Annotated in this window: 22 protein-coding genes and 2 pseudogenes; 16 read left to right on the forward strand and 8 right to left on the reverse strand. The window is 61.4% G+C overall.

Features of this window, described 5'->3' with window-relative positions; translation table 11 throughout:
- Nucleotides 1–122: 122 nt before the first annotated feature.
- The 3 genes from OKW41_RS21480 (at nt 123) to OKW41_RS21490 (ending at nt 2,623) form a co-directional block, all read left to right on the forward strand.
- A complete protein-coding gene (locus OKW41_RS21480) occupies nt 123–1,178 on the forward strand; it encodes an alanine racemase (protein WP_429573892.1) in 1,056 nt (351 codons plus the stop codon).
- Nucleotides 1,179–1,244: 66 nt separating this feature from the next.
- Nucleotides 1,245–1,631: a RidA family protein gene (locus tag OKW41_RS21485; RefSeq protein ID WP_429573893.1), complete on the forward strand. Its 387-nt coding sequence runs from the start codon at nt 1,245–1,247 to the stop codon at nt 1,629–1,631.
- 65 nt (nt 1,632–1,696) lie between these two features.
- A complete protein-coding gene (locus OKW41_RS21490; RefSeq protein ID WP_429573894.1) occupies nt 1,697–2,623 on the forward strand; it encodes an amidohydrolase family protein in 927 nt (308 codons plus the stop codon).
- A gap of 23 nt (nt 2,624–2,646) precedes the next feature.
- Here the strand turns inward: OKW41_RS21490 and OKW41_RS21495 are convergent, their stop codons facing one another.
- From OKW41_RS21495 to OKW41_RS21515, 5 genes are all read right to left on the reverse strand, one after another.
- Nucleotides 2,647–3,588 carry a glutamate cyclase domain-containing protein gene (locus OKW41_RS21495; protein WP_429573895.1) on the reverse strand — a complete coding sequence of 314 codons (942 nt, stop codon included), beginning with the start codon at nt 3,586–3,588 and terminating at the stop codon, nt 2,647–2,649.
- A 56-nt stretch (nt 3,589–3,644) separates the two neighbouring features.
- On the reverse strand, nt 3,645–4,946 hold the full coding sequence (locus tag OKW41_RS21500) for an MFS transporter (protein ID WP_429573896.1): 1,302 nt from the start codon (nt 4,944–4,946) through the stop codon (nt 3,645–3,647).
- A gap of 237 nt (nt 4,947–5,183) precedes the next feature.
- Complete coding sequence (locus OKW41_RS21505) at nt 5,184–7,340, reverse strand: malate synthase G (protein WP_429573897.1); 2,157 nt, start codon at nt 7,338–7,340, stop codon at nt 5,184–5,186.
- A 41-nt stretch (nt 7,341–7,381) separates the two neighbouring features.
- Nucleotides 7,382–7,786, reverse strand: a complete 405-nt coding sequence (locus OKW41_RS21510; RefSeq protein ID WP_133663838.1) for a heme-binding protein — start codon at nt 7,784–7,786, stop codon at nt 7,382–7,384.
- An 86-nt stretch (nt 7,787–7,872) separates the two neighbouring features.
- Nucleotides 7,873–8,811 carry an SMP-30/gluconolactonase/LRE family protein gene (locus tag OKW41_RS21515; protein ID WP_429573898.1) on the reverse strand — a complete coding sequence of 313 codons (939 nt, stop codon included), beginning with the start codon at nt 8,809–8,811 and terminating at the stop codon, nt 7,873–7,875.
- A gap of 234 nt (nt 8,812–9,045) precedes the next feature.
- On the opposite strand from OKW41_RS21515, the gene OKW41_RS21520 reads away from it, so the two are divergent.
- The 4 genes from OKW41_RS21520 (at nt 9,046) to OKW41_RS21535 (ending at nt 14,520) form a co-directional block, all read left to right on the forward strand.
- Nucleotides 9,046–10,593 (forward strand): UxaA family hydrolase, encoded by a 1,548-nt coding sequence (locus tag OKW41_RS21520; RefSeq protein ID WP_429573899.1) that lies wholly within the window; start codon nt 9,046–9,048, stop codon nt 10,591–10,593.
- Between the two features lie 101 nt (nt 10,594–10,694).
- Complete coding sequence (locus tag OKW41_RS21525; RefSeq protein ID WP_429573900.1) at nt 10,695–11,939, forward strand: MFS transporter; 1,245 nt, start codon at nt 10,695–10,697, stop codon at nt 11,937–11,939.
- Nucleotides 11,940–12,012: 73 nt separating this feature from the next.
- Entirely contained in the window at nt 12,013–13,320 is a 1,308-nt protein-coding gene (locus OKW41_RS21530) for an MFS transporter (RefSeq protein ID WP_429573901.1), read from the forward strand.
- A gap of 33 nt (nt 13,321–13,353) precedes the next feature.
- Nucleotides 13,354–14,520, forward strand: coding sequence for a mandelate racemase/muconate lactonizing enzyme family protein (locus tag OKW41_RS21535; RefSeq protein WP_429573902.1), 1,167 nt, complete (start codon nt 13,354–13,356; stop codon nt 14,518–14,520).
- Nucleotides 14,521–14,592: 72 nt separating this feature from the next.
- Here OKW41_RS21535 and OKW41_RS21540 read toward each other — a convergent pair whose 3' ends face one another.
- Together OKW41_RS21540 and OKW41_RS21545 are read right to left on the reverse strand one after the other, a co-directional pair.
- Nucleotides 14,593–15,522: a dihydrodipicolinate synthase family protein gene (locus tag OKW41_RS21540; RefSeq protein ID WP_429573903.1), complete on the reverse strand. Its 930-nt coding sequence runs from the start codon at nt 15,520–15,522 to the stop codon at nt 14,593–14,595.
- A 41-nt stretch (nt 15,523–15,563) separates the two neighbouring features.
- Complete coding sequence (locus OKW41_RS21545; protein WP_429573904.1) at nt 15,564–16,562, reverse strand: 2-hydroxyacid dehydrogenase; 999 nt, start codon at nt 16,560–16,562, stop codon at nt 15,564–15,566.
- Between the two features lie 143 nt (nt 16,563–16,705).
- Between OKW41_RS21545 and OKW41_RS21550 the strand changes: the two genes are divergently transcribed.
- From OKW41_RS21550 to OKW41_RS21565, 4 genes are all read left to right on the forward strand, one after another.
- Complete coding sequence (locus tag OKW41_RS21550) at nt 16,706–18,445, forward strand: IlvD/Edd family dehydratase (RefSeq protein ID WP_429573905.1); 1,740 nt, start codon at nt 16,706–16,708, stop codon at nt 18,443–18,445.
- A 54-nt stretch (nt 18,446–18,499) separates the two neighbouring features.
- Complete coding sequence (locus tag OKW41_RS21555; RefSeq protein WP_429573906.1) at nt 18,500–19,243, forward strand: GntR family transcriptional regulator; 744 nt, start codon at nt 18,500–18,502, stop codon at nt 19,241–19,243.
- Between the two features lie 30 nt (nt 19,244–19,273).
- Nucleotides 19,274–20,080 (forward strand): NAD-dependent epimerase/dehydratase family protein, encoded by an 807-nt coding sequence (locus OKW41_RS21560; protein WP_429573907.1) that lies wholly within the window; start codon nt 19,274–19,276, stop codon nt 20,078–20,080.
- A gap of 97 nt (nt 20,081–20,177) precedes the next feature.
- A complete protein-coding gene (locus OKW41_RS21565) occupies nt 20,178–21,227 on the forward strand; it encodes a LacI family DNA-binding transcriptional regulator (protein WP_429573908.1) in 1,050 nt (349 codons plus the stop codon).
- Between the two features lie 13 nt (nt 21,228–21,240).
- Here the strand turns inward: OKW41_RS21565 and OKW41_RS21570 are convergent, their stop codons facing one another.
- Nucleotides 21,241–21,678, reverse strand: a complete 438-nt coding sequence (locus OKW41_RS21570; RefSeq protein ID WP_429573909.1) for a VOC family protein — start codon at nt 21,676–21,678, stop codon at nt 21,241–21,243.
- 127 nt (nt 21,679–21,805) lie between these two features.
- Here OKW41_RS21570 and OKW41_RS21575 point away from each other — a divergent pair, with 127 nt between their 5' ends.
- From OKW41_RS21575 to OKW41_RS21595, 5 genes and pseudogenes are all read left to right on the forward strand, one after another.
- Nucleotides 21,806–22,681 carry a LysR family transcriptional regulator gene (locus OKW41_RS21575; RefSeq protein WP_429573910.1) on the forward strand — a complete coding sequence of 292 codons (876 nt, stop codon included), beginning with the start codon at nt 21,806–21,808 and terminating at the stop codon, nt 22,679–22,681.
- A gap of 400 nt (nt 22,682–23,081) precedes the next feature.
- A pseudogene (locus tag OKW41_RS21580) lies at nt 23,082–23,882 on the forward strand (N-acyl homoserine lactonase family protein).
- Nucleotides 23,883–23,999: 117 nt separating this feature from the next.
- Nucleotides 24,000–25,316 carry an MFS transporter gene (locus OKW41_RS21585; RefSeq protein ID WP_429573911.1) on the forward strand — a complete coding sequence of 439 codons (1,317 nt, stop codon included), beginning with the start codon at nt 24,000–24,002 and terminating at the stop codon, nt 25,314–25,316.
- A 23-nt stretch (nt 25,317–25,339) separates the two neighbouring features.
- Nucleotides 25,340–25,432: pseudogene (locus OKW41_RS21590) on the forward strand (IS6 family transposase); the annotation flags it as partial.
- Nucleotides 25,433–25,469: 37 nt separating this feature from the next.
- A complete protein-coding gene (locus OKW41_RS21595; protein WP_429573912.1) occupies nt 25,470–26,429 on the forward strand; it encodes a helix-turn-helix transcriptional regulator in 960 nt (319 codons plus the stop codon).
- Nucleotides 26,430–26,434: the final 5 nt, after the last annotated feature.

The following is a 26,434-nucleotide window of genomic DNA, read 5'->3' on the forward strand; positions in this document are numbered from 1 at the left end:
GATGCGAGGTCGCTCTCCAGTGAGGTACAGGCCGGCGAGCGAGACGACCCCGCTGCCCCTAACCATGACTCTATGACGCCATGACTACACACAACACGTTCCCCCCACTTGCCGCGGACCTCGTGCCGGCGGTCGCGACACCTTGTTTCGTGGTGGTGGAGGACCGCATCCTGCACAATCTGAAGGTCACCGCCCAGGCGTGCGGCGGCGTCGAGCGCCTGATGCCGCACGTGAAGACTCACCGTGCCGCGTGGCTCGTTGCCCTGTTGCTGGCCAATGGCGTCAGCGCGTTCAAGGCCAGTACGGTTACCGAGGTCGAAATGGTGCTGGCCGCAGGCGCCACGCGCGTCACCTGGGCGTTCCCGACTGTCAACCCGCAGAACATTGGCCGGTTTATCGAATTGGCCGCGAAGTTTCCGAAGGCCGAACTGACGGGCCTGATCGATTCCCGCCACGGACTGGACGTGTGGACCCGGCTGCTCGAGGGCGCGCCGGCTTCGATTAACCTGCGCGTCGATCTCGACCCGGCGATGGGGCGCACGGGAGTCCCAATGGATGAGACCGCTCTTGAACTTGCTCGCGCGGTTGTCCGGATCGGCCGGCTTGCGGGCTGGCATCTCTACGACGGCAACATCCGCGGTACTTATGACGAGCGCAAAGTCGCGGTGCAAAAGCTTGCCGATACCCTTGAGGCCCTGCAGTCGAGCCTGCGCGAAGAGGGCATCGACGTCGATGCGGTCGGCGCATGCAGCTATACGTTCGACCTGTGGCCACGCTCCGTCATGCGGCATGTGTCGCCGGGCACCTGGGTGTATTCGAACGCGCAGCATCTGAGGGAGCTTGCGCATCACGACTGGCTTGCGGCCGCGTTTGTATTGACGACGGTTATTTCCACCCGCAATGGCACGTCGACGCTGGATGCCGGTAGCAAGGCGATCTCGCCGGACAAGCCAGCGCAACAGCGTTTTCAGGGAGCCGGTGAAATCGTGATGATGAATGAAGAGCACACCGTGATTCGCAACGAAACGCTCGACACGGGCGACCGGCTGCTGCTGGTGCCGGAGCACACGTGCACCACCGCGTACCTTTACAGCCATGCTCTCGTCCGCTCCGTCCACGGGCGATGGGAATACCGCGATCAGCTCGGCAACGAACGTTCTGTCGTTGCACGCCCATGATGGCCGTCGACAGGTCAGCGCCTGCGGACCCTTGTCGACATTTTCTTCCAGTGGAGATTTCACTAAATGACTGAATCGATCAGGAAACCGTCTTTGGGCGGCCACTACTGCCTGTGGCGCCGCGCAGGCGGTCTGATATTTGTGGCGGGTCAGGTTCCCCGAGATCCCGAGCGAAATTTGCTAGGAAACACGATCGAAGAGCAAACGGTCGCAGTTCTCAACAATTTGCGTCTTGTTCTGGAAGACGCTGGCACTGATTTCAGCCGGCTCGTTCGCGTCCAGGTCTATTTGTCCGACATCAGCGAATTTCAGCGCTTCAACGCCGTGTACGCGCAGGTGATGGGCGATATCGCGCCGGTACGAACTACCATCGGATGCGCGCTCAACGGCGTGCGGATCGAGATCGACGCGGTCGCGGAACCCGGAGAAGGTTCGGTCAGCGCGCAGCAGTAGCGAGCCGCCGTCTTTTCACAGTTGACTCGTCCTGCGCAAGGACGAGCCGAGAAGAGGAGAGCACCTTGAAGCAGGACAAACAGGACTGCTCCGATGTTTCCCGCGATAACTGCGATCGTCATGATGAGACCCTCACTACCCGTCGGGGCGAACCTGCATCATCGCTGGAAACGCTTGTAGCCAACACCCGCGGGAAACTGACTGACACTCATCACCACATCTATGACTCGCGGTATCCGCTCGATCCGGCCGCGCAATTGCGCCCCACCGATGCAACAGTCGCCGACTATCGCGCGTTACAGCAGCGGCTCGGTATCGGACGGCATGTCGTGGTTCAACCGTCCACGTATGGCACCGATAACCGCTGTCTGCTCGATGCGTTGCGCCAGTTCGGAACGAATGCGCGCGGCATTGCCTCGGTTCCTGACACAGTGACTGATCGTGAACTGCACACTCTTCATGACGCCGGCGTGCGAGGGCTGCGCTTCAACCTGGAGTACCTGGTCGGTCTGACCGTGGCGATGATCGCGCCGCTGTCGGAGCGAATCGAACCGCTGGGCTGGCATATCCAGCTCAATGCCACGGCTGCGCAGATTCTGGAGCATCACGCATTGCTTGCGAGCGTGTCGTCGCGTCTTGTCATCGATCATATGGGACAGATCCCGCAACCAGCCGGGGTGCTGGATCCCGCGTTCCGGGTAGTCAAGGAGCTGATAGCGCGTGGCCGAACCTGGGTCAAGCTGAGCGGCCCCTATCTGGTGTCGCAAACCGGTGGGCCCGACTACGCAGACGCCGGGGAGGTTGCGCGCAGCTTCGCACTGCATGCCGCGGACAGGATGCTATGGGGAACGGACTGGCCCCATCCCACCCAGTCCGCCGACAAAAAGCCAGACGCCGCAAGACTGCTTGAAGACCTGGCGTCATGGATATCTGACGACACCACAACCTGTCGGATCCTTGTCGATAACCCGGCAGACCTGTATGGTTTCTAGGCGCCATTTTCAGGCGCCGTTTTTCACGTACGCGGCAGATCCGCGAGATAGCCGTCTATGTGCGCTCTAAGCTGCCCCAGCACTTGTGCGTGCTGTTCCCACGCAAGCCGGTCGACGCTCATCTTGGGTGTCGCGGCGAGGTCGATGCGGCTGTCGTCGACGGCCTGTCCGACGACTACCGCGGCGGTGAGATAGGCCCGGTCGCGCTCCGGGTTGAAGTCGGCAAGAAGCCGTGCGGCCTCTTCCTTCGACGCGACCATCGCCATGGCAGAGACAAGTCCCCAGCCACCCCAGTTCGAGACGCTGGACACGATCAGGAAATCCGCCGGGGTAGCCGCGCTGATGAGGGGCCCGTTGGGGATATCCTCGCGGACAATCTCCTCGGGCAGGATGCCCATGCCGATCTCGTTGCCGCCGTCGCCAATGCCGATCGTGACCCACGGGCGTTGCCACCCGGCATCGTCGAACAGCAGGTGCAACGGCGCAGTATCGTCCGACATGTCCGCACCGTATTCGCGATGCGGCTTGCCGTCGTTCGCCGGCGATACCCGCTCGATTGCAATCAGGTGCGTGAGCGGCCGCTCGCCCGCACTCAGCCGGTCCCGCAACAACCTGACCGACGCCTCGCTCAGCGAGGTGATCTCAAGCGACACCTCCTTGGGCAGTTCCGTGGTGACCGCCCAGACCGCCTTGCTGCATGGCGCGTCGGAAATCACGGTCACCGGAATGCCCAGGTTCACGAGCGCTGCGGCCATATGCGCCATGCCGCCGAGGCCATCTGTCTCCGGCGACGGTGGAACGGCGTTGCGTATGAAAAAGCCCGTCACGATACCGACGTGGGCGTTGGGCGTGTTCAGGATCGACCGCGCGGCCGCTTCGAGCTGCCCTTCGACGAAGCGCTTCATGCGGCCAATATCACGCCGTACGGTCTGGCCAATGATGTTCTCGACTACTGCGATTCCCATTTTTCCAATTTTCCCATCAAGTAACACGCTTGGTTCATGCAAGCCGCGAGGACCGCTCAGACCGGAATCTTCGTTTCGTAGTCGATCCAGACTGAGCAGAGCAAAAGCCCGACGCCCATCGCAGCAAAGCACATCAACGCGAGAAAATACGAGCCCGTGTACTGAACGATCGCACCGATCACGATCGGAATGACCATGCCGCCGATATTCCCGCCGAAGTTCAGCAGACCGCCCAGTACGCCTACCTTGTGGCGCGTGGCGAGCATCGCGGGAATCGACCAGTAGAGGCCGCCCCAGCGCAGGAAGAAAAGCGTGATGGAAAGCAGGATGACGACGGTTGTCGGGCTTTTCGCGTGCGCGACTGAAAACACGGCGACCGTGGCAACCGCGCCGGCCACGCCAAAGATCGTGCGCATGACGCGATTCGGCGACGCTCCACTTGCTAGCCACTTGTCGGCGGCATAACCGCCGACGAGCTCACCAATGAAGCCGCAGAAAAAAATCACGAAGCTGGCGTTTCCCATTTGCTGTATGTCGAGACCGTGTACCTTGTGCAGATAGGTGGGCATCCATGTCAGCAGACCGTAGTAGAGCGTCGTGCAACACATGAAACCTACGAACATCAGAAGCACCGAACGATGCTTGAAGAAATCGACCGTTCTGCCTGAAAGCTCTTTCGCCTCTTTCTCGTATTCCTGCTGCTGCGCTTTTTCGATGTGCTCGGCTTCAGCCTCATTGACGCCTGCGTGGTCCCGCGGGTGATTCTTGACGTAGAACCAGGTGGCGACGCCACAGACGATGGTTCCTACGCCCGCAATCGCGAAGGCTGCCCGCCACGAATGCGCGACCACGATCAACCACGCGATCAACAGCGATCCGAGTGCCGCGCCGAGAGGCGAACCGCCATCCATCAGCGAAGCGCCGCGCACCCGCTCATGCTGCGTGAGCCACATCGCATTGAGGGCGCCGCCGGCCGATGCGACAGGCGCTTCTGCAACGCCGAGTCCGAGCCGCGTCACGAGCAGGGACACTGCGTTGGTCGTCACCGCGCCCAAGCCTTGGAACGCACCCCACAGCAACGTGCACAGTGCAAGCACCAGCCGCGGCTTGAAGCGGTCGACGGCCATGCCGCCAGGAATCTGCATCAGCGTGTATGACCAGAAGAACGAACTCATGATGAGGCCCTGCATGACCGGCGTAAGCGTGAACTCGGCCGAGATCATAGGCATGGCGACCGACAGCGACGCACGATCGATGTAGTTGACCGTGACGAGCAGCAACAGCATCAGGAAAATCCGCCAGCGAACTGAAGTCTTGACCTCTACGTTCGCCGCGACGGATGCGTATACCTTGCTCATACCGTTCACCCTATCTGTTGTTGAATGCCGTGTTCAGCCCCGACGCGTTTCGCGCCAGACGTACGATGCCCCATGCCCTGAGCTCGGCGCCCACGTGCCGCGGATGCGTGCGCCGGCGCTGGTTGGAACCGAGTATAGCGACGCAAAAATGAATGGCGCCAATCGAAAACGTCCGGAATTACCGATAGAAACTCACGATCAGCAATCTGTCTCCCCGATTCGACTGCGATGTGCGCCCTACGATTTCGCACCGAGCCGGAATTTGTGCAACAACGGCTCGGTATATCCGCCAGGCTGCGCCCGCCCTTCAAACACCAATGCCTTCGCCGCCTTGAATGCCAGCGACGAGTCAAGGTGACCGGACATCGGCTGGTAATACGGATCGTTGGCGTTCTGTGCATCCACCACCTTCGCCATGCGCGAGAACGTCTCGTTCACCTGCGCTTCCGATACCACTCCGTGATGCAGCCAGTTCGCAATGTGCTGACTCGAAATGCGCAGCGTCGCGCGGTCTTCCATCAGGCCGATATCGTGAATATCCGGCACCTTCGAGCATCCGACGCCCTCATCGATCCAGCGCACCACGTAACCCAAGATCCCCTGCGCGTTGTTCTCGATCTCCTGACGGATTTCCTCGTTGGACCATTGCGCCTTTTCGACGACAGGTATCGTCAGCAAGTCGTCGAGCAGTTCGTCGCGTGCGCTGTCGTAGCTGGCTTTCTCGAGCTCCTGCTGCACGGCCTGAACGTCGACTTGATGGTAGTGCAGCGCGTGCAGCGTCGCGGCCGTGGGCGAGGGAACCCAAGCCGTGTTCGCGCCCGCTTTCGGATGCGCGATTTTCTGTTCGAGCATCGCGTACATCAGGTCGGGCATCGCCCACATGCCCTTGCCGATCTGCGCGCGCCCGCGCAATCCCGAGCTTAATCCCGCCAGCACGTTATTGCGTTCGTAAGCCGCGATCCACGCCGACGATTTCATGTCGCCCTTGCGCATCATCGGACCCGCTTCCATCGTGCTGTGCATCTCGTCGCCGGTGCGGTCCAGGAAGCCCGTATTGATAAACGCCACCCGCGCCGATGCCGCCGCAATGCAGGCCTGCAGATTGACGCTCGTGCGGCGCTCCTCATCCATGATGCCCATCTTGATGGTGTGGCGGGGCAGCCCAAGCAGATCTTCGACACGGCCGAACAGTTCATCGGAGAACGCGACTTCCGCCGGGCCGTGCATCTTCGGCTTGACGATGTAGATCGAACCGGTGCGCGAATTGAGTTTGTTCTCCAGGTCGTGCAGCGCGCCCAGCGAGGTCATCACGGCATCCAGAATGCCTTCGGGGATCTCGTGACCGTCGCCATCGACGATCGCCGGATTCGTCATCAGATGCCCGACATTGCGGATGAACAGCAACGAACGGCCATGCAGCTTTCCGGTCGAGCCATCGGGCGTGGTGTATTCGCGGTCGGCATTCAGGCGGCGCGTGAAAGTCTCGCCGTTCTTCGTGACCTGCTCGGCCAGATCGCCTTTCATGAGGCCGGTCCAGTTGCGGTAGAGCTGGACTTTGTCGGCGGCATCGACGGCGGCAACCGAATCTTCGCAATCGATGATCGTGGAGACAGCCGCTTCCATCAGTACGTCCTTCACGCGCGCGGGGTCGGTTTTGCCGATGGAGTCCGTCGCGTCGATCTGGATCTCGAAGTGCAGGCCGTGATGCTTCAGGAGGACTGCGGAAGGGGAGCCCGCATCGCCCTGATAGCCGATGAACTGCGCGGGGACCTCCAACGCAGATGAGCCGTTCTCGAGCGTAACGGCGAGTTTGCCGCATTCCACGCGATACGCGATGGCGTCGAAGTGCGAGCCGTTGGCGAGCGGCGCGGCTTGATCGAGGAATGCGCGGGCACGGGCGACCACGCGCGCTCCGCGGATCGGGTTGAAGTGCGCGGTGTGCTCGGCATCGGTGCCGGGGATTGCATCGGTGCCGTAGAGTGCGTCGTACAGGCTGCCCCAGCGTGCATTTGCGGCGTTGAGCGCGTAGCGCTGGTTCGAGAGCGGCACGACGAGTTGCGGGCCGGCTTGCACGGCGATTTCAGTATCGACATTCTGGGTCGTCGCCTTGACGGCTGCGCTCGCCGGCACGATATAACCAATGCCTTCGAGAAACGCACGGTATACCTTCAGATCGCGCACCGGACCCGGGTTTGCGCGGTGCCACTGGTCCAGCTCCGTCTGCAGACGATCGCGTTCGGCGAGCAGCGCGCGGTTCTTCGGGGCAAGGTCGCGGACCAACTGGGCGAAACCGCTCCAGAAGGACTCGCTGTCGATGCCGGTGCCGCGCAACGCCTCATCGTCGACAAATTTACTGAGTACAGCCGCGACGCGCAGCCCGTTTCGCTCGATCATTTCACCCATCATGTGCTCCAACAGTTTCAAATATTAATCAGTCAGCCATTGAGGCTGTTTGCTGCGGTTCTGGCCACTTGCGAATCCTGATCCGGCTTGACGCCCGACACGCCAACTGCGCCCACAACGTGCCCGTCGACGACGACCGGCACCCCGCCTTCAAGTGTCCCGGCCAGCGGTGCGCTCAGGAATGCGGTCCGCCCGGCGTTGATCATGTCTTCGTATTGCTTCGATTCACGTCGACCGAGTGCCGACGTACGCGCCTTTTCGGTCGCGATGTAAGCGCCTATCGGCGCACAGCCGTCGAGGCGGAGCAGGGCCAGCAGATGGCCGCCGTCGTCGACAACCGCGATCGTCACTGCCCACTGGTTTTTCTCCGCTTCCGCGCGCGCGGCTTCGAGGATCCGCGTAGCCTCTACAACGGTCAATACTGATTTGCTTTGCATGTCAGGGTTACCAAGTCTGTGTGTTGAAGTGAAGTGTCGCCACCGGCAGATGCCGGTGGCCGGGATACGTTTCGCAACGCACCGGGTTATCCGCCGAGCGCGCCCTGCGTGTTGACGTGCACCGCATAAATGGACTGCGACGACGCCATGAACAACCGGTTACGTGCGCGCCCACCGAAACACAGATTCGCGCAGCGCTCGGGCAGGGCGATCCGGCCAACCATCTTTCCTTGCGGCGAAATGACCATGACGCCATCCAGTTCGTCGTTGCCCATGCCCCAGCCGCACCACAAGTTGCCGTCGATGTCCGCGCGCATGCCGTCGATTGTGCCGACCCCCGCGTCGTAGAACAGCCGGCCTTTACCGATTCCGCGACCGTCCGCATCCATTTCATAAACGTGAATGAGCCGGTTGGGCACACCGCGTGACTCGATGATGTAGAGGAGCTTCTCGTCGGGTGAAAAGCACAGGCCGTTCGGGCCTTTCAAGTCGCGGGTGACCACGGACGCTTCACCCGTCACGCCATCGATCCGATACACCGAATGCGGGAGTTCCTGTTCCGCCTTGATCCCTTCGTAGTGCCCGGCAATGCCCATCGGCGGATCGGTGAACCAGATAGAACCGTCCGATTTCACTACCAGATCGTTCGGAGAATTAAGCGGCTTGCCTTCGAAGGAATCGAGGAGGACCGTAATGCTGCCGTCATACTCGGTGCGCGTGACGCGACGGCCGTGCTCGCATGTGACGAGCCGTCCCTGCCTGTCGCGAGTGTTGCCGTTCGCGTAGTTCGAAGGATTCCGGAACACGCTGACCACGCCAGTTTCCTCCTCCCATTTCAGCATCCGGTTGTTCGGAATATCACTCCAGAGCAGGTAACGGCCATCGCCGAACCACACCGGACCCTCGGTCCACCGGTAGCCGGTAGCCAACCGTTCGACAGCCGAAAAGGCGACGCGGTATTTATCGAAGGAAGGGTCCAGCGAGATCACACGGGGGTCGGGGTATCGCTCAGCTTGTTGCCACATCTCAATCTCCTGTTCGGGTACCGGCATCCGCCAATGCGGCGGCCCGGTCGATAGTATAAAGGAAATAAGTAAGCGCTTTCTCTTGAACTCGCGACCGAAGTACCATAAGATGCAATGGAATTCCGGATGATCAAGCCAGTGGCGCCTCGACCATAACGGACGTTCAGGAAAGCGATTACTCGCATCGCGTCCTTTTTTGACCGTCGAGCTGCATATTTAGGAAGGCAATGCCTGATGACTGAGATGACGAGCAAGAACATGACCGGGCCGGTGATCCGATTGCACCCCGCTGACAACGTGGTGATTGCGCGCATCGACGTCGCAATTGGTACGGCGGTTTCATCGGAGGATTTTGTTTGCCGCAGCCAGGTGACCGCGGGTTACAAGATCGCGGCGACGTCGATCAAGAAGGGCGAGCCGGTTCGCAAATACAACGTGGTGATCGGTTTCGCCACGACGGATATTTCGCCGGGCACGATGGTCCATAGCCATAACGTCGAGTTCCGCGAGTTCAACCGGGACTACGCGTTCAGCGCCGACTACCGGCCCGTCGAGATGCTGCCCGAAGGCGAGCGCGCCACATTCCAAGGCATCGTGCGAGACAACGGTGAGGTTGCCACGCGCAACTACATCGGCGTGTTGTCGACAGTCAATTGTTCAGCCACGGTCGCGCACAGGATCGCCGAATGGTTCACGCCGGAACGGCTGGCGGACTACCCCAACGTAGACGGCGTGGTTGCGTTCACTCACTCGATCGGTTGCGGCATGGAGATGAGCGGTGAGCCGATGGCGCTGCTGCGTCGGACCATGGCGGGTTACGCGCGCCATCCCAATCTCGCGGCGGCACTGATTGTCGGGCTGGGATGCGAGCGCAATCAACTGGCCGGACTGATCGATCAGGAAGGCCTGAAAGCTGATTCGCGGCTGCACACCTTCATCATGCAGGAGAGCGGCGGCACCCGCCGGACCATCGAGGCCGGCGTGGCTGCGGTAAAGGCGATGCTGCCCGACGCTAATCGCGTGAAGCGCGCGACGGTTTCGGCCAGCCACCTGAAGATCGGCCTGCAATGCGGCGGCTCGGACGGCTTTTCGTCGATTACCGCAAATCCGTCGCTCGGCGCGGCGATGGACTTGCTGGTCCGGCATGGCGGCACGGCCATTCTCTCCGAAACACCCGAAATCTACGGCGTGGAACATACGCTCACGCGGCGTGCCGTCAGCCGCGAAGTGGGCGAGAAGCTCGTCGAACGGATCCGCTGGTGGAAAGACGAATATTCAGTCGGCCGGGACGTCCAGATCAACGGTCAGGTCAGCCCTGGCAATCAGGTGGGCGGCTTGGCGAACATCTTCGAAAAGTCGATTGGATCATCGATGAAAGGCGGCACCGGGCCGCTGATGGAGGTGTATCGGTACGCCGAGCGGGTGAAGCAAGCTGGACTCGTTTTCATGGACACGCCCGGTTTCGACCCGGTCTCGGCGACCGGTCAGATTGCCGGCGGCGCGAACCTCATTGCCTTCACCACAGGACGCGGTTCGATGTTCGGCGCCAAGCCCGTGCCATCGCTCAAGCTCGCCACCAACACGCCGATGTACAGCCGCCTCACTGAAGACATGGATCTGAACTGCGGCGGCATCCTGGATGGCGTTGCGTCGGTCCAGAGCACGGGTCAGAAAATCTTCGACGCCATTCTTGCCGCCGCGTCGGGCGAGCGCACAAAGAGCGAAATGCTCGGGCTGGGCGACCACGAATTCGTACCGTGGCAGATCGGCATCATGAGTTGAGTCGGCAGCAGTTCAGCGCATCGCGAGGGCGAACGGCCACTTATACCGATAAGTAAAACCGCAGCCCGATAGCCAGTCGATCAAAATAATGGAGACAGCCCTTGAGTACCCAGACACCCGCAATACGGATACCTGACAGCGCGGCAAGCAACTCGATCTACACGCGGGTGACCTGGCGCTTCATGCCCTTGCTGTTCGTCTGCTACGTGGTGGCGTATCTGGATCGGGTTAACGTGGGCTTCGCCAAGCTCCAGATGCTCAGCGATCTGAAGGTGCCGAGCAACTTGCTGCTGCACCGGCTCGGCGCGCGCCGCTGGATTGCCCGGATCATGCTGACTTGGGCCGTACTCTCGGCCGCGACCGCATGGATCACCACGCCCACGATGTTCTACGTATTGCGCTTCTTTCTGGGTGTGGCAGAAGCGGGTTTTTTCCCGGGGATGGTGCTGTATCTCACGTATTGGTTCCCATCGCATCGTCGCGGCAAGATGATCGCTTTCCTGATGGCCGGCAATCCGGTGGCGGGCATTGTCGGCGGCCCGATATCGGGCTTCATCATGCAGCGCCTGGCGGGCAACGCGGGGCTTGCCGGCTGGAAGTGGCTGTTCATTCTGGAAGCCGCCCCCGCGGTAATTCTGGCAGCGGTCATTTTCTGGTTCCTCGACGACCGGGTGAAGGATGCAAAGTGGCTGCCGGTTCAGGACCGCGAATTCATCGCATCGGAAATCGATGCGGAAGCGCGCACCAAAAGCCACGGCTCCGTGCGCGAGGTCTTCACGTCGCTCAAGGTCTGGACCTTGTGTGCGATCCTCTTCGGTATTGTGATGGGCTCTTATGCTGTTGGCTTCTGGCAGCCCACCATCATAAAGGGTTCGGGTGTCACGGACGCCTTCACCATCGGCCTGCTCACTGTCGTGCCTTATCTTGCCGCCCTGATTTCGATGGTCGTGGTCGGACGCCATGCGGACCGCACGCGTGAACGCCGCTGGCACGTCGTGTTGCCGCAATGCGCGGCGGCGGCTGGCTTCGTGATGTGCGCCTATGCGGGCAACAATACGTATATTGCGTTGCTTGGCCTGACGCTTGCCGCTTCGGGTGTGATTACCGCCTTACCCATGTTCTGGGCCTTGCCCACATCTTTTCTCGGTGGCACCGGTGCGGCCGCCGGCATTGCATTGATTAATTCGACGGGCAATCTCGCGGGATTCGTAAGCCCTGCGCTTGTTGGATGGTTGAAGACGGTTACGCATTCACTTGATTCGAGCCTGTTCCTGATCGCGGGGTCGCTGATCGTGTCTGCCAGTCTCATCTTGACGCAGCTTCCTGCCAGGCTTGTCAACAAGTAGTACCTTCATGGCACTCGCGAGAAGTGTCAGACAATAAAATTTGGCATCCTTATTTATCCGGAACGGAGACAACATGAAGACCGGGAAGTATCGCTACGTCGTCGCCGTGCTGCTGTTTATTGCGGGCGCGATCAATTACATGGACCGCGCGGCGCTTGGCGTGGTCGCACCTATCATCAACAAGGAGCTGAGTCTTTCTCCGTCGCAACTCGGCGTGGTGTTCAGCAGCTTCTTCTTCGGCTATTCCATCTTCGCATTCGTCGGCGGCCAACTCGCCGACAAGTACGGACCGCGCCGGGTGTTCTCCTGGGCGATGGGGACGTGGTCCATTCTCTGCGGCCTGACTGCGGCCGTGACCGGGTTCGGCACGCTGCTGATTTCCCGGGCGCTGTTCGGCTTCGGCGAAGGTCCGATGAATTCGACGACCAACCGGACCATCACGAACTGGTTTCCCCGGCATGAAACCGCGACCATGGTCGGCTTTACGTTTTCGGGGCAGACGGCAGGCAGCGCAATCGCCGGGCCGGTCGTCGGACTGATTGCGATTTCTTATGGCTGGCGTACGTCGTTCGTGATCATCGCGGCGTTCGGGCTGGTGTGGATCGTCGCCTGGCGCCTGTTCGTGACCGACAAGCCCGCGCAAAGCGCCCGGGTCGGCGCGGCCGAACGCAAAATGGTCGAAGTGAGCCGCGGCGCGGCGCACCCCGCAGAAGGTGGCGACGAAGCCACTCCCCTGCGCAGCTACCTGTTTCGTCCGAGCACGCTTGCGCTTGGGGTCGGCCTGTTCGCGGTGAACTACACGCTGTTCGTGTTCATCTCGTGGATGCCGAGCTATTTCACCAACGCGCTGCATCTGGACATGAAACACATGAGTATCCTGAGCGCGGTGCCATGGGCATGCGGCGGGATCGGATACTTCGGCGGCGGCCTGCTCGCCGACGCGTGTTTCAAGCGCATGAGCAACAAGCTGATGGCGCGCAAGCTCTCCGCGATCGTGCCGCTCGCGCTGTCGGGTCTCGCGCTGGTGGGCGTCAGCATGGTCGATTCCGTAGCGCCGGCGGTAATGCTTGTCGCGTGCGCCGTGCTGTTCCTGACGGCTTCGTCGCAAGCGTGCTGGGCCACCATTCACGAGCTTGTGCCAGGCAGGCATCTTGGCGGCGTAAGCGGCTTTGTTCACCTGATGAGCAACATTTCGGGCATCGTCGGTCCGACCATGATGGGTCTAGCGGTCCAGTACCTGGGCGGTTACAGCAGCGGCTTCTTGCTCGGCGCGGCAGTCGATCTTGCCGGCGTGCTGGCCATGCTGCTGGTCATCGGCCGGCGCACCACGGCAGGGGACGCAACGGGGACGGCTACCGCCGCCGGAAGATCAGCTCCATGAATATCGTTATCTTTTCCGGGTCGATTGACTGCCATGAAACACGTCATCGTTGAACCTGAGCAAACCGATTACCAGACATGTTCGCGGATCGTTTCTGTGGAGGCACGCACCATTCGCGTGCCGCTCGACCGCCACACTGCATTCTCGACCCGTCTCGTGACTGCCCGCGACTACACGGTCGTGCGCGTCACGACAGCCGATGACCGTTACGGCATCGGCTTTTGCTACGGCGGCAGCCGCGCCGGCATGCTGGTCACGTATGCCGTGCGCGAATTGTTCGCGCCGCTGTTGCGCGGGCGCTCGGCGCTCGATGTCGAAGGCTCGTGGCGCGCCATGTACGACGAGTCGCTGCTGCAAGGGCGTGCCGGCTCGGTCATGCGGGCGTTGTCCATTCTCGACATCGCCTTGTGGGACCGGAACGCACGTGCCGCCGGCCTACCGCTAAGCCATTACCTCGGCGGTACGTCCGCCGCCACCGTGCCGGCCTATGCCAGCGGCGGCTACTACCTCGAAGGCAAGACGCCGGAGCATCTCGGCGAGGAAATGGCGGGCTACGTGGCGCTAGGTTTCCGCGCCGTGAAGATGAAGGTAGGGCGGCTCGATCCGCGCAGCGAGGAAGCGCGGATCAGGGCTGCACGGCAGGCCATCGGCGACGATGTGCTGCTGATGCTCGATGCCAACAACGCCTGGTCCGACGTGCCAACCGCGCTCGAATACATGCGCCGATACGAGCCGTTCAACCCGTACTGGATAGAAGAGCCGTTCAGTCCCGACGACATCGAGAGCCATGCGCAACTGAGCCGGCGCACACCGGTGACCGTTGCGACCGGCGAGATAGAAGCAGGGCGCTGGCGGCATCAGGAACTGCTCGATAAGCGCGCGGCCATGATCCTTCAGTCGGACGCGGCGGTGTGCGGCGGAATCAGCGAATGGCGGCGGATCGCGGCGTCGGCCGCGGCGGTCGGTGTGACGATGTGCCCGCACTGGTTCCACGATCTGCACGTGCATCTGGTGGCGTCGACGACCAATGCGCGCTATGTCGAATTTTTTCCCGACGATCAGGTGCTGAATTTCCGCCGGCTGGTGGACACGCAGCTGTCGTTCGCAGACGGCATGCTGATCGTGCCGACTCGTCCAGGCCTCGGATTCGGTTTCGATGAAGCCGCGCTGAACGAATACGCGCTGGACGACTGGGCATAAATGGAGAAGCAGTGATTGGCTCGACAAGTCCGCCGGTTGCGCATGCAGCCGGCGGGTATTTCGTTCACGGAATCAGCCGGTGACTTCGATTCCCGGCATCGAGAAGCCGATCTCGCGCAGTGCCAAGGCGAGCGCATTGGATTGCACCGGCGTCAGATCGACGAGAGGAGGGCGTACGACGCCCCAGTCGGCACCGTTCGAATACACGCCGATCGCTGCTTTGAGCGCGGGGATCATCGGGAACCGGGCGAACACCGCACGAGTGGCATCGAGTGCGGCCTGATGGGCATCGGCGTCGGCCGATTGCCAGTGACGATACAACTCGACGATAGCCCCCGGGTTGACGTTCCCGGTCGCGGTGATGCAGCCGACGCCGCCCGCACGCATCGTGGCCAGCAGGAAAGTTTCGCTGCCAGCGAATACATCGAAGCCTTGCGGCTGAAAGCGCTCGAGCATGGCCTGTGTGTTACTCCAGTCGCCCGAGCTGTCCTTCACGCCGGCGATCACGCCCGGGAAAGCAGCCAGCAGCCGCTCGATCAGCGCGAGGCTCAGCGGTACCTGAGACACAGGCGGGATGTGATACAGATAAATGCGCAGGGCATCGGAGCCCACGCGCTCGATGATCTGCGCGTAGCTGCGGAACAGGCCTTCGTCGGTGACGCCCTTGTAGTAGAACGGCGGCAGCATCAGCACGTTATTCACGCCGAGCGAGAGCGCATGGCGTGTCAGTTCAACTGTGTCGGTGAGTGCCGAGCAACCGGTGCCCGGCATCAGGCGATCGACCGGAATGTCCGCGTCAACCAACGTGTCGAGCAGCTTGATTTTCTCGCCGACTGCGAGCGAATTCGCTTCCGAGTTGGTGCCGAACACAGCGAGTCCGACGTCCTGTTCGATTAGCCACCGGCAATGACGGACATAGCGGTCGTGGTCCGGAAGAAGGTCTTTTGTGAAGGGCGTGACCACGGGCGAGTAGACGCCGCGGGGCCGGTTGACTGAGGTCATCGCGTGTTCCTTTGGGTTGAAGTGAGGGTGTTTCGCGCCATTCAGACGGTGTTCTGTCGCGCGGACGAGCGGGCCTCGAGCGCTTCGGGATTGACACAGGTCGACGAGAGCTTGCCGTCGAGCGCGGCGACGAGATTGCGTACCGCGCGCATGGCCATGTTCTCGCGCGTCTGTTGCGTAGCGGAGCCGATATGCGGCACCGCTACCACATTGGGGAGCTGGAGCAGCGGCGAGTCCGGCGACACGGGTTCGCGTTCGAACACATCGAGGCCGGCGGCGAGAATGCGGCCTTCACGCAGATGCGCAATGAGGGCGGCTTCGTCGACGACCTGTCCGCGAGCACAGTTGATGAGAATGGCCGACGGCTTCATGGTCCCGAGCTCGGCGCTGCCGATCAGGCGCTCCGTGGCGGGAGATAGCGGCACGAGCACGCAGACGAAATCCGCAGTCGCGAGTAGTTCGGGCAGCGGTCGCCATTGCGCGCCGTAGCGCTCCTCGGCTTCGGGGTTGCGGGAGCGGTTGGAATAGATCACCTCCATGCCGAAGCCGAGGGCGGCGCGCCTCGCGACCGCGCTGCCAATGCGCCCAAGGCCGACGATTCCGAGCGTTTTGTGATGCACGTCGACACCGAATTGCGCCTCGCTGACCGTTCGCTTCCACTGGCCGCGACGCGTCCAGTCGGCAAGTTCCGAAATGCGCCGGGCAGTCGCGAGGATCAGGCTGAACACGAGATCGGCGGTGGTTTCGGTGACTTCTTCCGGCGTATTGGTCAGAACGATGCCGCGACGCGAGAGTTCGGGGACATCGAAGGCATCGAAGCCGGCCGAAATGGTGGAGGCGACCTGAAGTAAGGGCGCCGCATCAAGGATCTCGGGCGTTATCTTGAGATTGTTGCCGACCATCCCATGAGCCGTGCCCAAGGCGTGCCTGAACGGCGCGAGGTCACCGGACGAAACGTCGACCAGTTCGACGGAGCAGTGCTCACGAAGAAGCCCCAGCACAGCACGAGGCAACGAACGATAAGCTACGACATGCTTCATGAAGACCTCGAGGAATGCTGTTTGAGAGAGTGGCGACGCGGCATCGAACACCACCGAAAAGAACCGCTTGCCGAAGCACTATAAATATCGTTAAGATTCACGTCAAGATTATTGATAATGTCATCGACGATTAAGGAGCAAGAATGAGCGAGAAGAAAAGCGGTTTGCGGCAGGGCCTGACGAACTACGGCGATGAGGGTTTCTCGCTGTTCCTGCGCAAGGCGTTCATCAAGGGCGCGGGCTATACCGACGATGCGTTATCGCGTCCGATCGTGGCGATCGCGAACACCGGCAGTGCCTACAACCCGTGCCACGGCAACGCGCCGCAATTGATCGAGGCGGTAAAACGCGGCGTGATGCTGGCTGGCGGGCTGCCGGTCGAATTTCCGACGATCTCGATCGCCGAGAGCTTTTCGCATCCGACCAGCATGTACCTGCGCAACCTGATGTCGATGGACACGGAGGAGATGATCCGCGCCCAGCCGATGGATGCGGTGGTGCTGATCGGCGGCTGTGACAAAACCGTCCCGGCCCAGTTGATGGGGGCGGCGGCGGCGGGCGTTCCCGCCATTCAACTGGTGACGGGCGCCATGCTTACGGGCTCGCATCGGGGCGAGCGGGTTGGGGCGTGTACGGACTGCCGTCGCTTCTGGGCGAGCTTTCGCGGCGACCAGATCGACGCGGCCGAGATCGAAGCGGTCAACAACCAGCTCGTCGCGACGGTCGGGACCTGTTCGGTGATGGGAACGGCAAGCACAATGGCCTGCATTGCGGAAGCCTTGGGCATCATGCTGCCCGGCGGCGCGTCCGCGCCTGCCGTAACCGCCGATCGCATCCGCATTGCGGAGCGCACCGGCGCTCAGGCCGTGGCGATGATCGGGCGGGACCTCAGTCCGGCGGCGATCCTGACGCCCAAGGCAATCGAAAACGCGTTGCGGGTGCTGCTCGCGATTGGCGGCTCGACCAACGGCATCATTCACCTCACAGCAATTGCGGGCCGACTCGGGATTCGCATCGACCTTGCGCAGCTTGACCAGATGGCGCGCGAGACGCCGGTGCTGGTCGATCTGAAGCCGTCGGGTCAGCACTATATGGAAGACCTGCATCGCGCCGGCGGTTTGACGACCGTCATGCGCGAGATCAAGGGCCTGTTGCATCTCGATGCGCTCACCGTGACCGGCCGCACGCTCGGCGAAGAGCTCGATGCCGCGCCCGCCAGCTTCCCGCAAGATGTCGTCCGTCCGTTCGAGCGCCCGATTTACCCGCAAGGCGGGATTGCCGTGGTGCGTGGCAATCTTGCGCCAGGCGGCGCGATCATCAAGCAGTCGGCAGCAAGCGCCGCCCTGATGGAACACGAAGGCCGCGCCGTCGTCTTTGAGGATGCGGAAGATCTGGCACGCCGTATCGACGACCCTGATCTGGAGGTGGAAGCGCACGACGTACTCGTGCTCAAGCGGATCGGACCGGTGGGTGCGCCGGGCATGCCGGAAGCGGGCTACATTCCCATTCCGCGCAAGCTTGGCCGCCAGGGAGTCAAGGATATGGTGCGCATTTCGGACGGCCGCATGAGCGGCACGGCGTCCGGTACGGTGGTGCTGCACGTCACGCCGGAAGCCGCGATCGGCGGTCCGCTTGCAATCGTGCGGACCGGCGACCGGATTCGCCTGAGCGTGGCAGACCGTTCGATCGAACTGGCGCTGAGCGACGAGGAAATTGCCGCGCGTCTCGCCGCCTTGCCGGCGCGCCAGGCCGATCCCGACGAGCGGGGGTATCGCAAGCTTTTCCTGACCACGATTACTCAGGCCGACGAGGGCTGCGACTTCGACTTCCTGCAGGCGACCCGCGTCACCGCGACGGTTCCAGGCGATGGAAGCAAGGTTTAACGGCCTCGCTTTTTCGTATAGGCTCGCGGCTTAGATCAATTTGCGGACCCTAGTATGACCAACGCTGCCAAGTCCAGACGCCCCGATGCCCCCACAGCCAGGACGGTCGAGCGCGACCGTCATGTCGACCAGACCTTGCGCAGCGTCGCGGATGAACTCGAGGAGCAGATCGTCCTCGGCGTCCTGCATCCGCGAGAACGACTCGTGGAAGACGATTTGTGCGAGCGCTTCAACCTGAAGCGCCACGTGGCGCGGCAGGTGCTGGTGGAGGTGGAGCGGCGCGGGCTGGTCGAGCGCCGCAAGAATGTGGGCGCGCTGGTCAAGTCATACACGCCGCGCGAGGTCACCGAGCTGTATGCGCTGCGCGAGCTGCTTGAGGTCGATGCGGCCAGGCGCATCGTGTTTCCGGTCAGTCGCGAGGCGCTCGATTCGTTGGCGGCCATCCAGGCGGAGCACGACGCAGCGGCCGATGTCGGCGATCTGCGGCGCGTGTTCCGCGCGAACATGGCGTTCCACCATGCGTTCTTTGCGTTGTCGGAAAGCCAGGTCCTGACCGAGGCCATTCGGGAGTATGAGCGCAGGACGCATGCCATCCGTTCGGTATCAATCGTGTTTCCGCAGTATCTGGAGAAGGCGCGCGTGCAGCATCACCAGATGATCGAGGCGCTGCGCACCGGCGACCGCGAATCATTGATCAGGTTGTGCCGGGAGCATCTGGTGCCATCCCGCGACGCTTATCTCGAAGCGCAACACCGCCGCTCGTTCGGCTACGCCGCACAGAAAAGCGAAACCGATTAACTGCTTTACCGAATGACACGGAGAGTATGAATGACTCGAGTACTGATTACCGGCGCGGCCGGTCACATCGGACGCGTACTGCGCGCCGGTTTCCAGGGCCACTATGCGTTGCGCCTCGCCGATATTGCGCCGCAAGCCGAGGCGCAGGCGGGCGAGGATATCGTGACCGCGGACATCACGCGGCTGGAGGATCTTCTGCCAATCATGGAAGGCGTGGACGTCGTCGTGCATCTGGCCGGCATTCCGGACGAGGCGCCCTGGGAGCGCATCCGCGACATGAACATCGAAGGCTGCTACAACGTTTTCGAAGCGGCGCGTCGAGCGGGCGTCAAGCGCGTGGTGTTCGCAAGCTCGAACCACGCAGTGGGTTTTCATCGTCGCGACCGGATGATCGATAACACCGTCGAGCCGCGCCCGGATAGCCGCTACGGCATCTCGAAGGTGTTCGGCGAGGCGCTTGGCCGGATGTACGCCGACAAGCATGGCATGTCCGTTGCGTGCATCCGTATTGGCTCGTTCCGCCCGGATGACCGGCCTACCGCGCCGCGGCACCTCTTCACATGGATCAGCCATCGCGATATGGTGCAGGTGGCGCGCCGTTGTATCGACTACCCGGACTACCATTTCGCAGTCGTGTATGGCGTCTCCGCTAACGCGCGCAATCGCTGGGACAACGCCAACGTGCGTTTTCTCGGGTTCGAGCCGGAAGACGACGCCGAACTGCACACGGCGGAGATCGGCGCAACAGGACACGTGGAAGATACGCGCGAGGCGCTTTTTCATGGCGGCTTTGGCTGTCTCGTCGAATTCGACGGCGATCCGCAGCAGATCGACTAAGCGTGACGCGTCCATCGTCGCAAGTTGTGCGTCGCGTTATAGTATGCGGTCGTGAATTGACATCCTTCATGACCCTACGACGAGAAGCAGGTGGACGTTGAACACAGAACTAAAGAAGAGGGCGTCGCGCCGAAAGTCCAATGCGATTTCCGTCATGGACGTCGCGCGTGCCGCCGGGGTGTCCACGGCGACCGTGTCGCGTGTCCTTAATGGCAACGGCACGGTCGCTCCGGCATTGCAGGACCGGGTGCGCGAGATCGCGCAAAAACTTGGCTACACACCGCACGCTGCTGCGCGGGCGCTCGCCTCGCAGCGCTCGAAGACCATCGGCGCGGTGATTCCCTCGCTCGAGAACCAGAACTTCGCGCTGGGCGTATTCGCCCTTCAAAAACGTATCGGCGAAGCAGGTTATACGCTGCTTCTGGCGTGCTCGTACTACGACCAGGAGGACGAACTCAAACAGGTCCGTGCGCTGATCGCCGATGGCGTTGCCGGACTGATGCTGGTCGGCCGCAGTCATTCTCCCGCGTTGTACGAACTGCTCGCGAAGGAGCAGATTCCGCTGGTCAACGGCTGGACCGTCGATCAGCATCATCCGTACGTCGGGTTCGACAATGTCGCGGTGGGGCGGCGGATCGCGGAATATCTGCTCGACCTCGGGCACGTGCATTTCGGCATGATCACGCAGATGACCCAGCACAGCGACCGCGCAGCCGATCGGATCATCGGCGTGCGCAGTGCCTTGGAGGCGCGCAGACTTGAGTTGCGCCACGAGCATCTGATCGAGATGCCGCACAAGATCATTGAAGGGCAGATGGCCATGCGTGCGCTGATGCAGGGGCCGGTCCGGCCGACTGCCGTCATTTGCGGCACCGACCTGCTTGCCGTGGGGGCGCTTGCCGAAGCGCACGAGGCGGGCATAGACGTCCCGGGCGAACTGTCGATTGCCGGTATCAACGACATCGAGTTCGCCAGTTTCACCACGCCGCCGCTCACCACCATGCGCCTGCCCGCGGAAGAAATCGGCGCGCGTAGCGCCGAATACCTGCTCGCCCATATAGAAGGACGGCCCGTCAGCTCGCAGAACATCGTGCCCACCGACCTGATCGTACGTGGCACGACGGGCCGTGCGCCGGCCAAGCGTTAAGCCGGACTCGCGCTTACTTGGCGAACAGCGACGCCATGTCGGCGAACGCCTTGAACTCCACCGCATTGCCCGACGGATCCAGGAAGAACATGGTCGCCTGTTCGCCGACTTCGCCCTTGAAGCGGATATGCGGCTCGATGATGAACTTCGTGCCGGCGGCGCGAAGCTTGTCCGCGGCCGCTTCCCACTGTTCCATGGAAAGCACTGCGCCGAAATGGCGAACCGGAACGTTGTCGCCATCTACTGCGCTCGTGTTTCGGTGTCCCGCTTCGTCCGGCGACAAATGCGCAACGATCTGGTGGCCATAGAAATTGAAGTCGACCCATTCCGGCGAACTGCGGCCTTCGGAGCAACCGAGGAGGTCGCCATAGAAGCTGCGCGCCGCTTCGAGGCTATGGACAGGAAACGCGAGATGAAACGGGGGCATGGCTGCGCTGGCTGGATGACTCATGGTGGCTCCTGGAAAGGGTTTGTCCGGTTTTGCCAAGACCGATACGTTATTTTAAGATTCGATTCTTCGATTAAAAAACAAATTGTTTTGGCGCTGAGTACAAGTTTTATCGATATATCATGCTCGCATGATCCGAGAACTCAAGACCTTTATCGCGATTGCCCGGGACGGTACGTTCTCGGCCGCGGGAGATAGCCTGGGGCTTACCCAGTCGGCAGTCAGTGCGCAGATCCAGAAGCTGGAACAGGTGCTGGGGACGCAGCTTTTCGAGCGGACAAAGCGCACGGCCATTCTTAACGATGCCGGCCAGAACGCGCTCCCGGTCGCTCAGGAGATCGTCGCGCTGTTCGATTCGCTCGTGAACCGTCCTGGCCAGCAGGCCACGGCGCCGTTGCTGCTCGTGGGTGCTATCGCGTCTGCGCAGCCGGTGTTGCTCACGCGCGCGCTGGCGTCGCTGCGCCAGCGCATTCCCAACGCGCGTGTGCGGGTGTTGCCCGGCGTCTCCCTAAGCCTGCTCGGCGATGTCGGCGCAGGCAATATCGACCTGGCTCTGATGATCAAGCCGCCGTTCGCACTGCCGCCCGAGCTTGTCTGGCAGCCGCTTCTGAACGAGCCGTTTGTTCTCGCGCTGCCGCCCGGCAGCACGTATTCCGACTGGCGAGAAGCACTGCGCCACGAGCCCTTCGTGCGTTACGATCGCGCGTCGTTTGGCGGCCGGTTAGTCGAGCAGTTCCTGCGCCGCAAGCGCATTGCAGTCAACGAAAGCCTCGAACTCGACGAACTCGACGCAATTGCCGGGGCAGTGGAGGCGGGCATCGGCGTGGCGCTAATACCGCACACCCATACCCACGGAGGCGGTCGGTTCAATTTCAGGGTATTGCCGATCGATGAGCCCCGCTTCGTGCGCGAAGTCGGGCTTGTCCGTCTGAGACAGCGCGAAGGCGATGCAAGCGTACTGGCGCTTGCTGAAGCACTGGAAGCAGTGGCGCAGGAACTGGGCTGAGTGGTTATCTGATGCTGCGCGCGTGAGGCGGGTGCTCATGAGCGTGGGAATAAGTGCATCCGTGCGTGAACCTTCCGACTTTGATTGTAATCGCTTACCTTACGAGCGAATGATAATGATTTTCCCGTCTAAAGCCCCCTGTCCTGTACAGCAATAAACACATGCAGGCGTCAACTTAAGTAATTGTTTTAATGTCAAATAATTTGTCGGTAGTCGGGGTATTCCTTAACCGCGGTCGTTGACAGCATGGACGAATGTCTCTACATTCTGCGTAATCGCTTACTGCCGGTGAAAAAGCCGATCGATGCTACGCGTGCATTCCACCGCCGGCCAGAGCAGCGCTTCGTGAGGGACGAAGTCCGTCACGCGCCAACGAATACCAAGCGATCAGGAGACGCCCATGACCGAATCCACCATACGTCTGCCTGAGCAGGTAGACGAATTTACGATCCACCCGCTTTATTGCGGCACTATCCGCAATCACGAACGGTCGGGCTTCTTGTATCGCACGGATTGCGGCGGCGCGCGGCTGAATGCTCCGTGTATCGCGTGGTTGCTGCGCGGTCAGACCGAAATACTGCTTGTGGACACAGGACCGGGCACCCGGACCCGGGCAGGACGCTTCTATACCGACGACGAGAACCGCGAGGATCTTCTGCTCGACGAGCTTCTCCGTCTGGACGTAGATCCGTCCAGTTTGACACGCGTGATACTGACGCATCTGCACAACGACCATGTAGGGGGCGCGCCGCTCCTGCAGAACGCTCGTTTTTATGTGCAGAAGGCGGAGCTCACGGAAGCGGTGTGACCTGTCCCTTTTCAACGGCCCATTTACGAGACTAACCAGCGCGGCACGGTGCCTTCGTGGGTTGCAATCCTGGACCGCATGGAAGTGCTCGAAGGGGACACGGAGATCGTGCCCGGCGTGCGCGCTTTGCTTCTTCCGGGGCATACCGCGGGTTCACAGGGCGTCCTCGTCAATACCACAGAGGGTGAATTCCTGATCGCAGGCGATCTGGTCCCTCTCTATGAAAATTGGCCTGGCACGGAAAGCCAGGCGGTACCCAACGGAAATCACACGGACTTGCGTGCGTACGCCGCTAGCTTCAAACGCCTGGCTGCGCTTGGCGCTACGGTATTGCCGCCGCATGAGCCACGCGTGTTCGATTTCGCGCAATATCCTTCTTGCCGTTGTCTTTAGCGTGCGACGTACCCAAGCATCCGTATAAGCCGTGGGCTTACTCGCATGATAATCGAACAGCGCCCGGCAAGTCCTGCATCAGCGGGCCTCGCTTCAAAAACAGAATCCCGGAGACGAATGATGAACCAGCGTTGGTTTCGCTTACTGCCTGTGATGATGATCACGTTCATCATTGCATTCATGGACCGCACGAACATCGGTTTCGCAATACCGATGATGGGCAAGGAGCTGAGCATAACGGCCTCGGTCCTTGGGTTCGCCTCCGGGGTGCTGTTCTTCGGCTATGGCATGTCGCAGACGCTATGCGGCTGGCTCGCGGACAAAGGGCATGGCCGGGCGCTGGTTGCCGTCCTCATGGTGCTCTGGGGCCTGACCGAGATGTCGCAGGGCTTCGTTCATTCCGCAAGCCAACTTGTCATCGTGCGCTTCGCCATCGGTTTGTTCGAAGGCGGCGTGTTCCCGACTTTCCTGCTGTTCGTGAAGAACTGGTTTGCCCCCTCCGAGCGGGCGCGCGCGAATGGTATCTGGCAGCTTTGCTATCCGCTGGCCGCGGTCATAAGCGGTCCTGTCGCTGGCTATATCCTGGGTGCGCACGACTGGCGCTCGCTGTTTATTATCGAAGGCATCTTCCCGCTCGTCTGGATGTTTGTCTGGTTGTGGGGCGTGGCCGACTCCCCGCGCCATGCGAAGTGGCTGAGTCAGGCCGACCGCGAGCAGCTCATCGAAAAGATCGATACCGAAAACAGGCTGCGCGCCGAAAGAGGAGCCCCGACCGTCCCTGCCTCATTCGGTTCGCAGATGCGGCGTTTTCCCGTGCTGCTATTCACCGCATCGATCCTCTTGTGGAACGTAGGTTTCCTCGGCTTCGTCATCTGGTTGCCGAGCGTGATCCATCAGCAGCAGGGCTTGACGCAAACCGACATCGGCTGGCTCAGTGCGATTCCTTATGCATGCGCGATTGTCGTCATGCAGGTCCTGACTTACTGGTCAGACCGTACGCTGGATCGTCGGCTTTTCTCCGCGCTTCCGCTCGCCGTGTCAGGCGCGGCGCTAATAATCGGAGGGTTGAGCTATGGCAGTAATACCTTCGTCGTTAACATGGGACTGCTGGTGATCGCAGGCGCGACGCTATACGGTTCACAACCGGTACTGTGGTCGATCGCCACTGAGATCCTGCCGAGCAGCGTGACCGGCTCAGTCAGCGGAACAATCAATGCGGTTGGCGTTCTGGGTGCGTTTGCCGGTCCCTATCTAATTGGCTATGTCCGCGCAGTCACGCAGTCGTTTTCCGCAGGTTTGCTGGTCATGGGCGGTAGCCTGATCGGGACGTGTGTTTTAGTGTTGCTAATCAAGGAAGCCGGCAGGCCCCGAACGCCAGCCGTCAATTCGGGGATGCTTGACGAAAGGGGCGACAAACGGCTCTGGTGCAAATAGACGGTCTGGAAGAGATAGTTCGTATCCTGCGCTGGGTGAAGCGTTACACGCCGGAGTTCGTCCAGCGCTGGAACCGTTTCGCTACGCCTTCGGGCGCTTCGTGGCGAGTCGAGAAACTTACCGGCGACCACGTATCAACCGGAGCACAAAGCGATGAAGGCGTCACAGGCGGTGGCATCACGCACTTATGCGATGCTCGAGCGAAGCGATCGGCTCGACTTCTACATACGCGATCAGGCGTCGCGGCCCGCGATCGAAGAGCCGCACAAGCACGAATACTTTCAGATTCAGCTCAACCTCGGCGGAGACACCGAGCAGCACATTGGCGGAGTGTGCAGGCCGTTTCCTGCTGGCGCGGCTGCCTTTATCCTGCCGCATCGCTTGCATCTAATACCGCACCCGGCACACTCGCGCTTCATGGTCATCAACTTCACGCAGAATTTTCTGCGCGCGAATACGGACGGAATCGCGGATGTCCTGGACTTCGAAGACGTGCCGATCATGCAGGCGCCTGAGCTCGCTCCTTTCCGGTTTCAGGAGTACATGGACTTCATTCTGGAAGACGCCGATCTCGCCAACATCGAGATGCTCTCGTCGCGCATGCTGGAGGTCAATGAGACACGACGCTTCGGTGCGACCGCACTTCTGCGCGGGTACCTTCTTCAGTTCATCGGGATCGTATGCCAGCGACACGGGGAGCAGCTTCTTCAGCATTCCTCCCATAACGTCCAGCGACGCGGCCGAAGAGAAGCCCTTGTCCGCGTGAACCGTCACGTCAATGCACATCTCGCTAGCGACACACTGTCTCTGACCTCTGCGGCCGCCGCTGCTTTTTTGTCGCCAAACTATCTTGCGCATCTGATCAAAAAGGAAACGGGCCGGACCTTCGTCGAGTGGGTGACCGAGCGACGCATCACGCGAGCAAAGGACCTGCTGGCGAACGACAGCCGGCGCATCAAGGACATTGCGTTTCTGGTCGGCTATCGCGATGAAGCCTATTTTGCGAGGCGGTTTCGTCAGTCGGTCGGACAGTCTCCGAGCGACTTTCGCGCCATGCATCGGGTCGCGGGTCAACGCTGCGATGGTTCTGCCGTGCGCAAGGGGGCGCCGTAAGATCG

It is taken from the genome of Paraburkholderia sp. UCT70 (assembly GCF_050434085.1).
GTDB classification, from domain to species: Bacteria; Pseudomonadota; Gammaproteobacteria; order Burkholderiales; family Burkholderiaceae; genus Paraburkholderia; species Paraburkholderia tuberum.

Coding starts and splice junctions, on each gene's coding strand:
- OKW41_RS21485 (WP_429573893.1), top strand. CDS start 1,245: ATGACTGAATCGATCAGGAAACCGTCTTTGGGCGGCCACTACTGCCTG.
- OKW41_RS21510 (WP_133663838.1), bottom strand. CDS start 7,786: ATGCAAAGCAAATCAGTATTGACCGTTGTAGAGGCTACGCGGATCCTC.
- OKW41_RS21500 (WP_429573896.1), bottom strand. CDS start 4,946: ATGAGCAAGGTATACGCATCCGTCGCGGCGAACGTAGAGGTCAAGACT.
- OKW41_RS21545 (WP_429573904.1), bottom strand. CDS start 16,562: ATGAAGCATGTCGTAGCTTATCGTTCGTTGCCTCGTGCTGTGCTGGGG.
- OKW41_RS21535 (WP_429573902.1), top strand. CDS start 13,354: ATGAAACACGTCATCGTTGAACCTGAGCAAACCGATTACCAGACATGT.
- OKW41_RS21520 (WP_429573899.1), top strand. CDS start 9,046: ATGACTGAGATGACGAGCAAGAACATGACCGGGCCGGTGATCCGATTG.
- OKW41_RS21570 (WP_429573909.1), bottom strand. CDS start 21,678: ATGAGTCATCCAGCCAGCGCAGCCATGCCCCCGTTTCATCTCGCGTTT.
- OKW41_RS21595 (WP_429573912.1), top strand. CDS start 25,470: ATGAAGGCGTCACAGGCGGTGGCATCACGCACTTATGCGATGCTCGAG.
- OKW41_RS21550 (WP_429573905.1), top strand. CDS start 16,706: ATGAGCGAGAAGAAAAGCGGTTTGCGGCAGGGCCTGACGAACTACGGC.
- OKW41_RS21495 (WP_429573895.1), bottom strand. CDS start 3,588: ATGGGAATCGCAGTAGTCGAGAACATCATTGGCCAGACCGTACGGCGT.
- OKW41_RS21575 (WP_429573910.1), top strand. CDS start 21,806: ATGATCCGAGAACTCAAGACCTTTATCGCGATTGCCCGGGACGGTACG.
- OKW41_RS21585 (WP_429573911.1), top strand. CDS start 24,000: ATGATGAACCAGCGTTGGTTTCGCTTACTGCCTGTGATGATGATCACG.
- OKW41_RS21515 (WP_429573898.1), bottom strand. CDS start 8,811: ATGTGGCAACAAGCTGAGCGATACCCCGACCCCCGTGTGATCTCGCTG.
- OKW41_RS21505 (WP_429573897.1), bottom strand. CDS start 7,340: ATGATCGAGCGAAACGGGCTGCGCGTCGCGGCTGTACTCAGTAAATTT.
- OKW41_RS21560 (WP_429573907.1), top strand. CDS start 19,274: ATGACTCGAGTACTGATTACCGGCGCGGCCGGTCACATCGGACGCGTA.
- OKW41_RS21555 (WP_429573906.1), top strand. CDS start 18,500: ATGACCAACGCTGCCAAGTCCAGACGCCCCGATGCCCCCACAGCCAGG.
- OKW41_RS21530 (WP_429573901.1), top strand. CDS start 12,013: ATGAAGACCGGGAAGTATCGCTACGTCGTCGCCGTGCTGCTGTTTATT.
- OKW41_RS21540 (WP_429573903.1), bottom strand. CDS start 15,522: ATGACCTCAGTCAACCGGCCCCGCGGCGTCTACTCGCCCGTGGTCACG.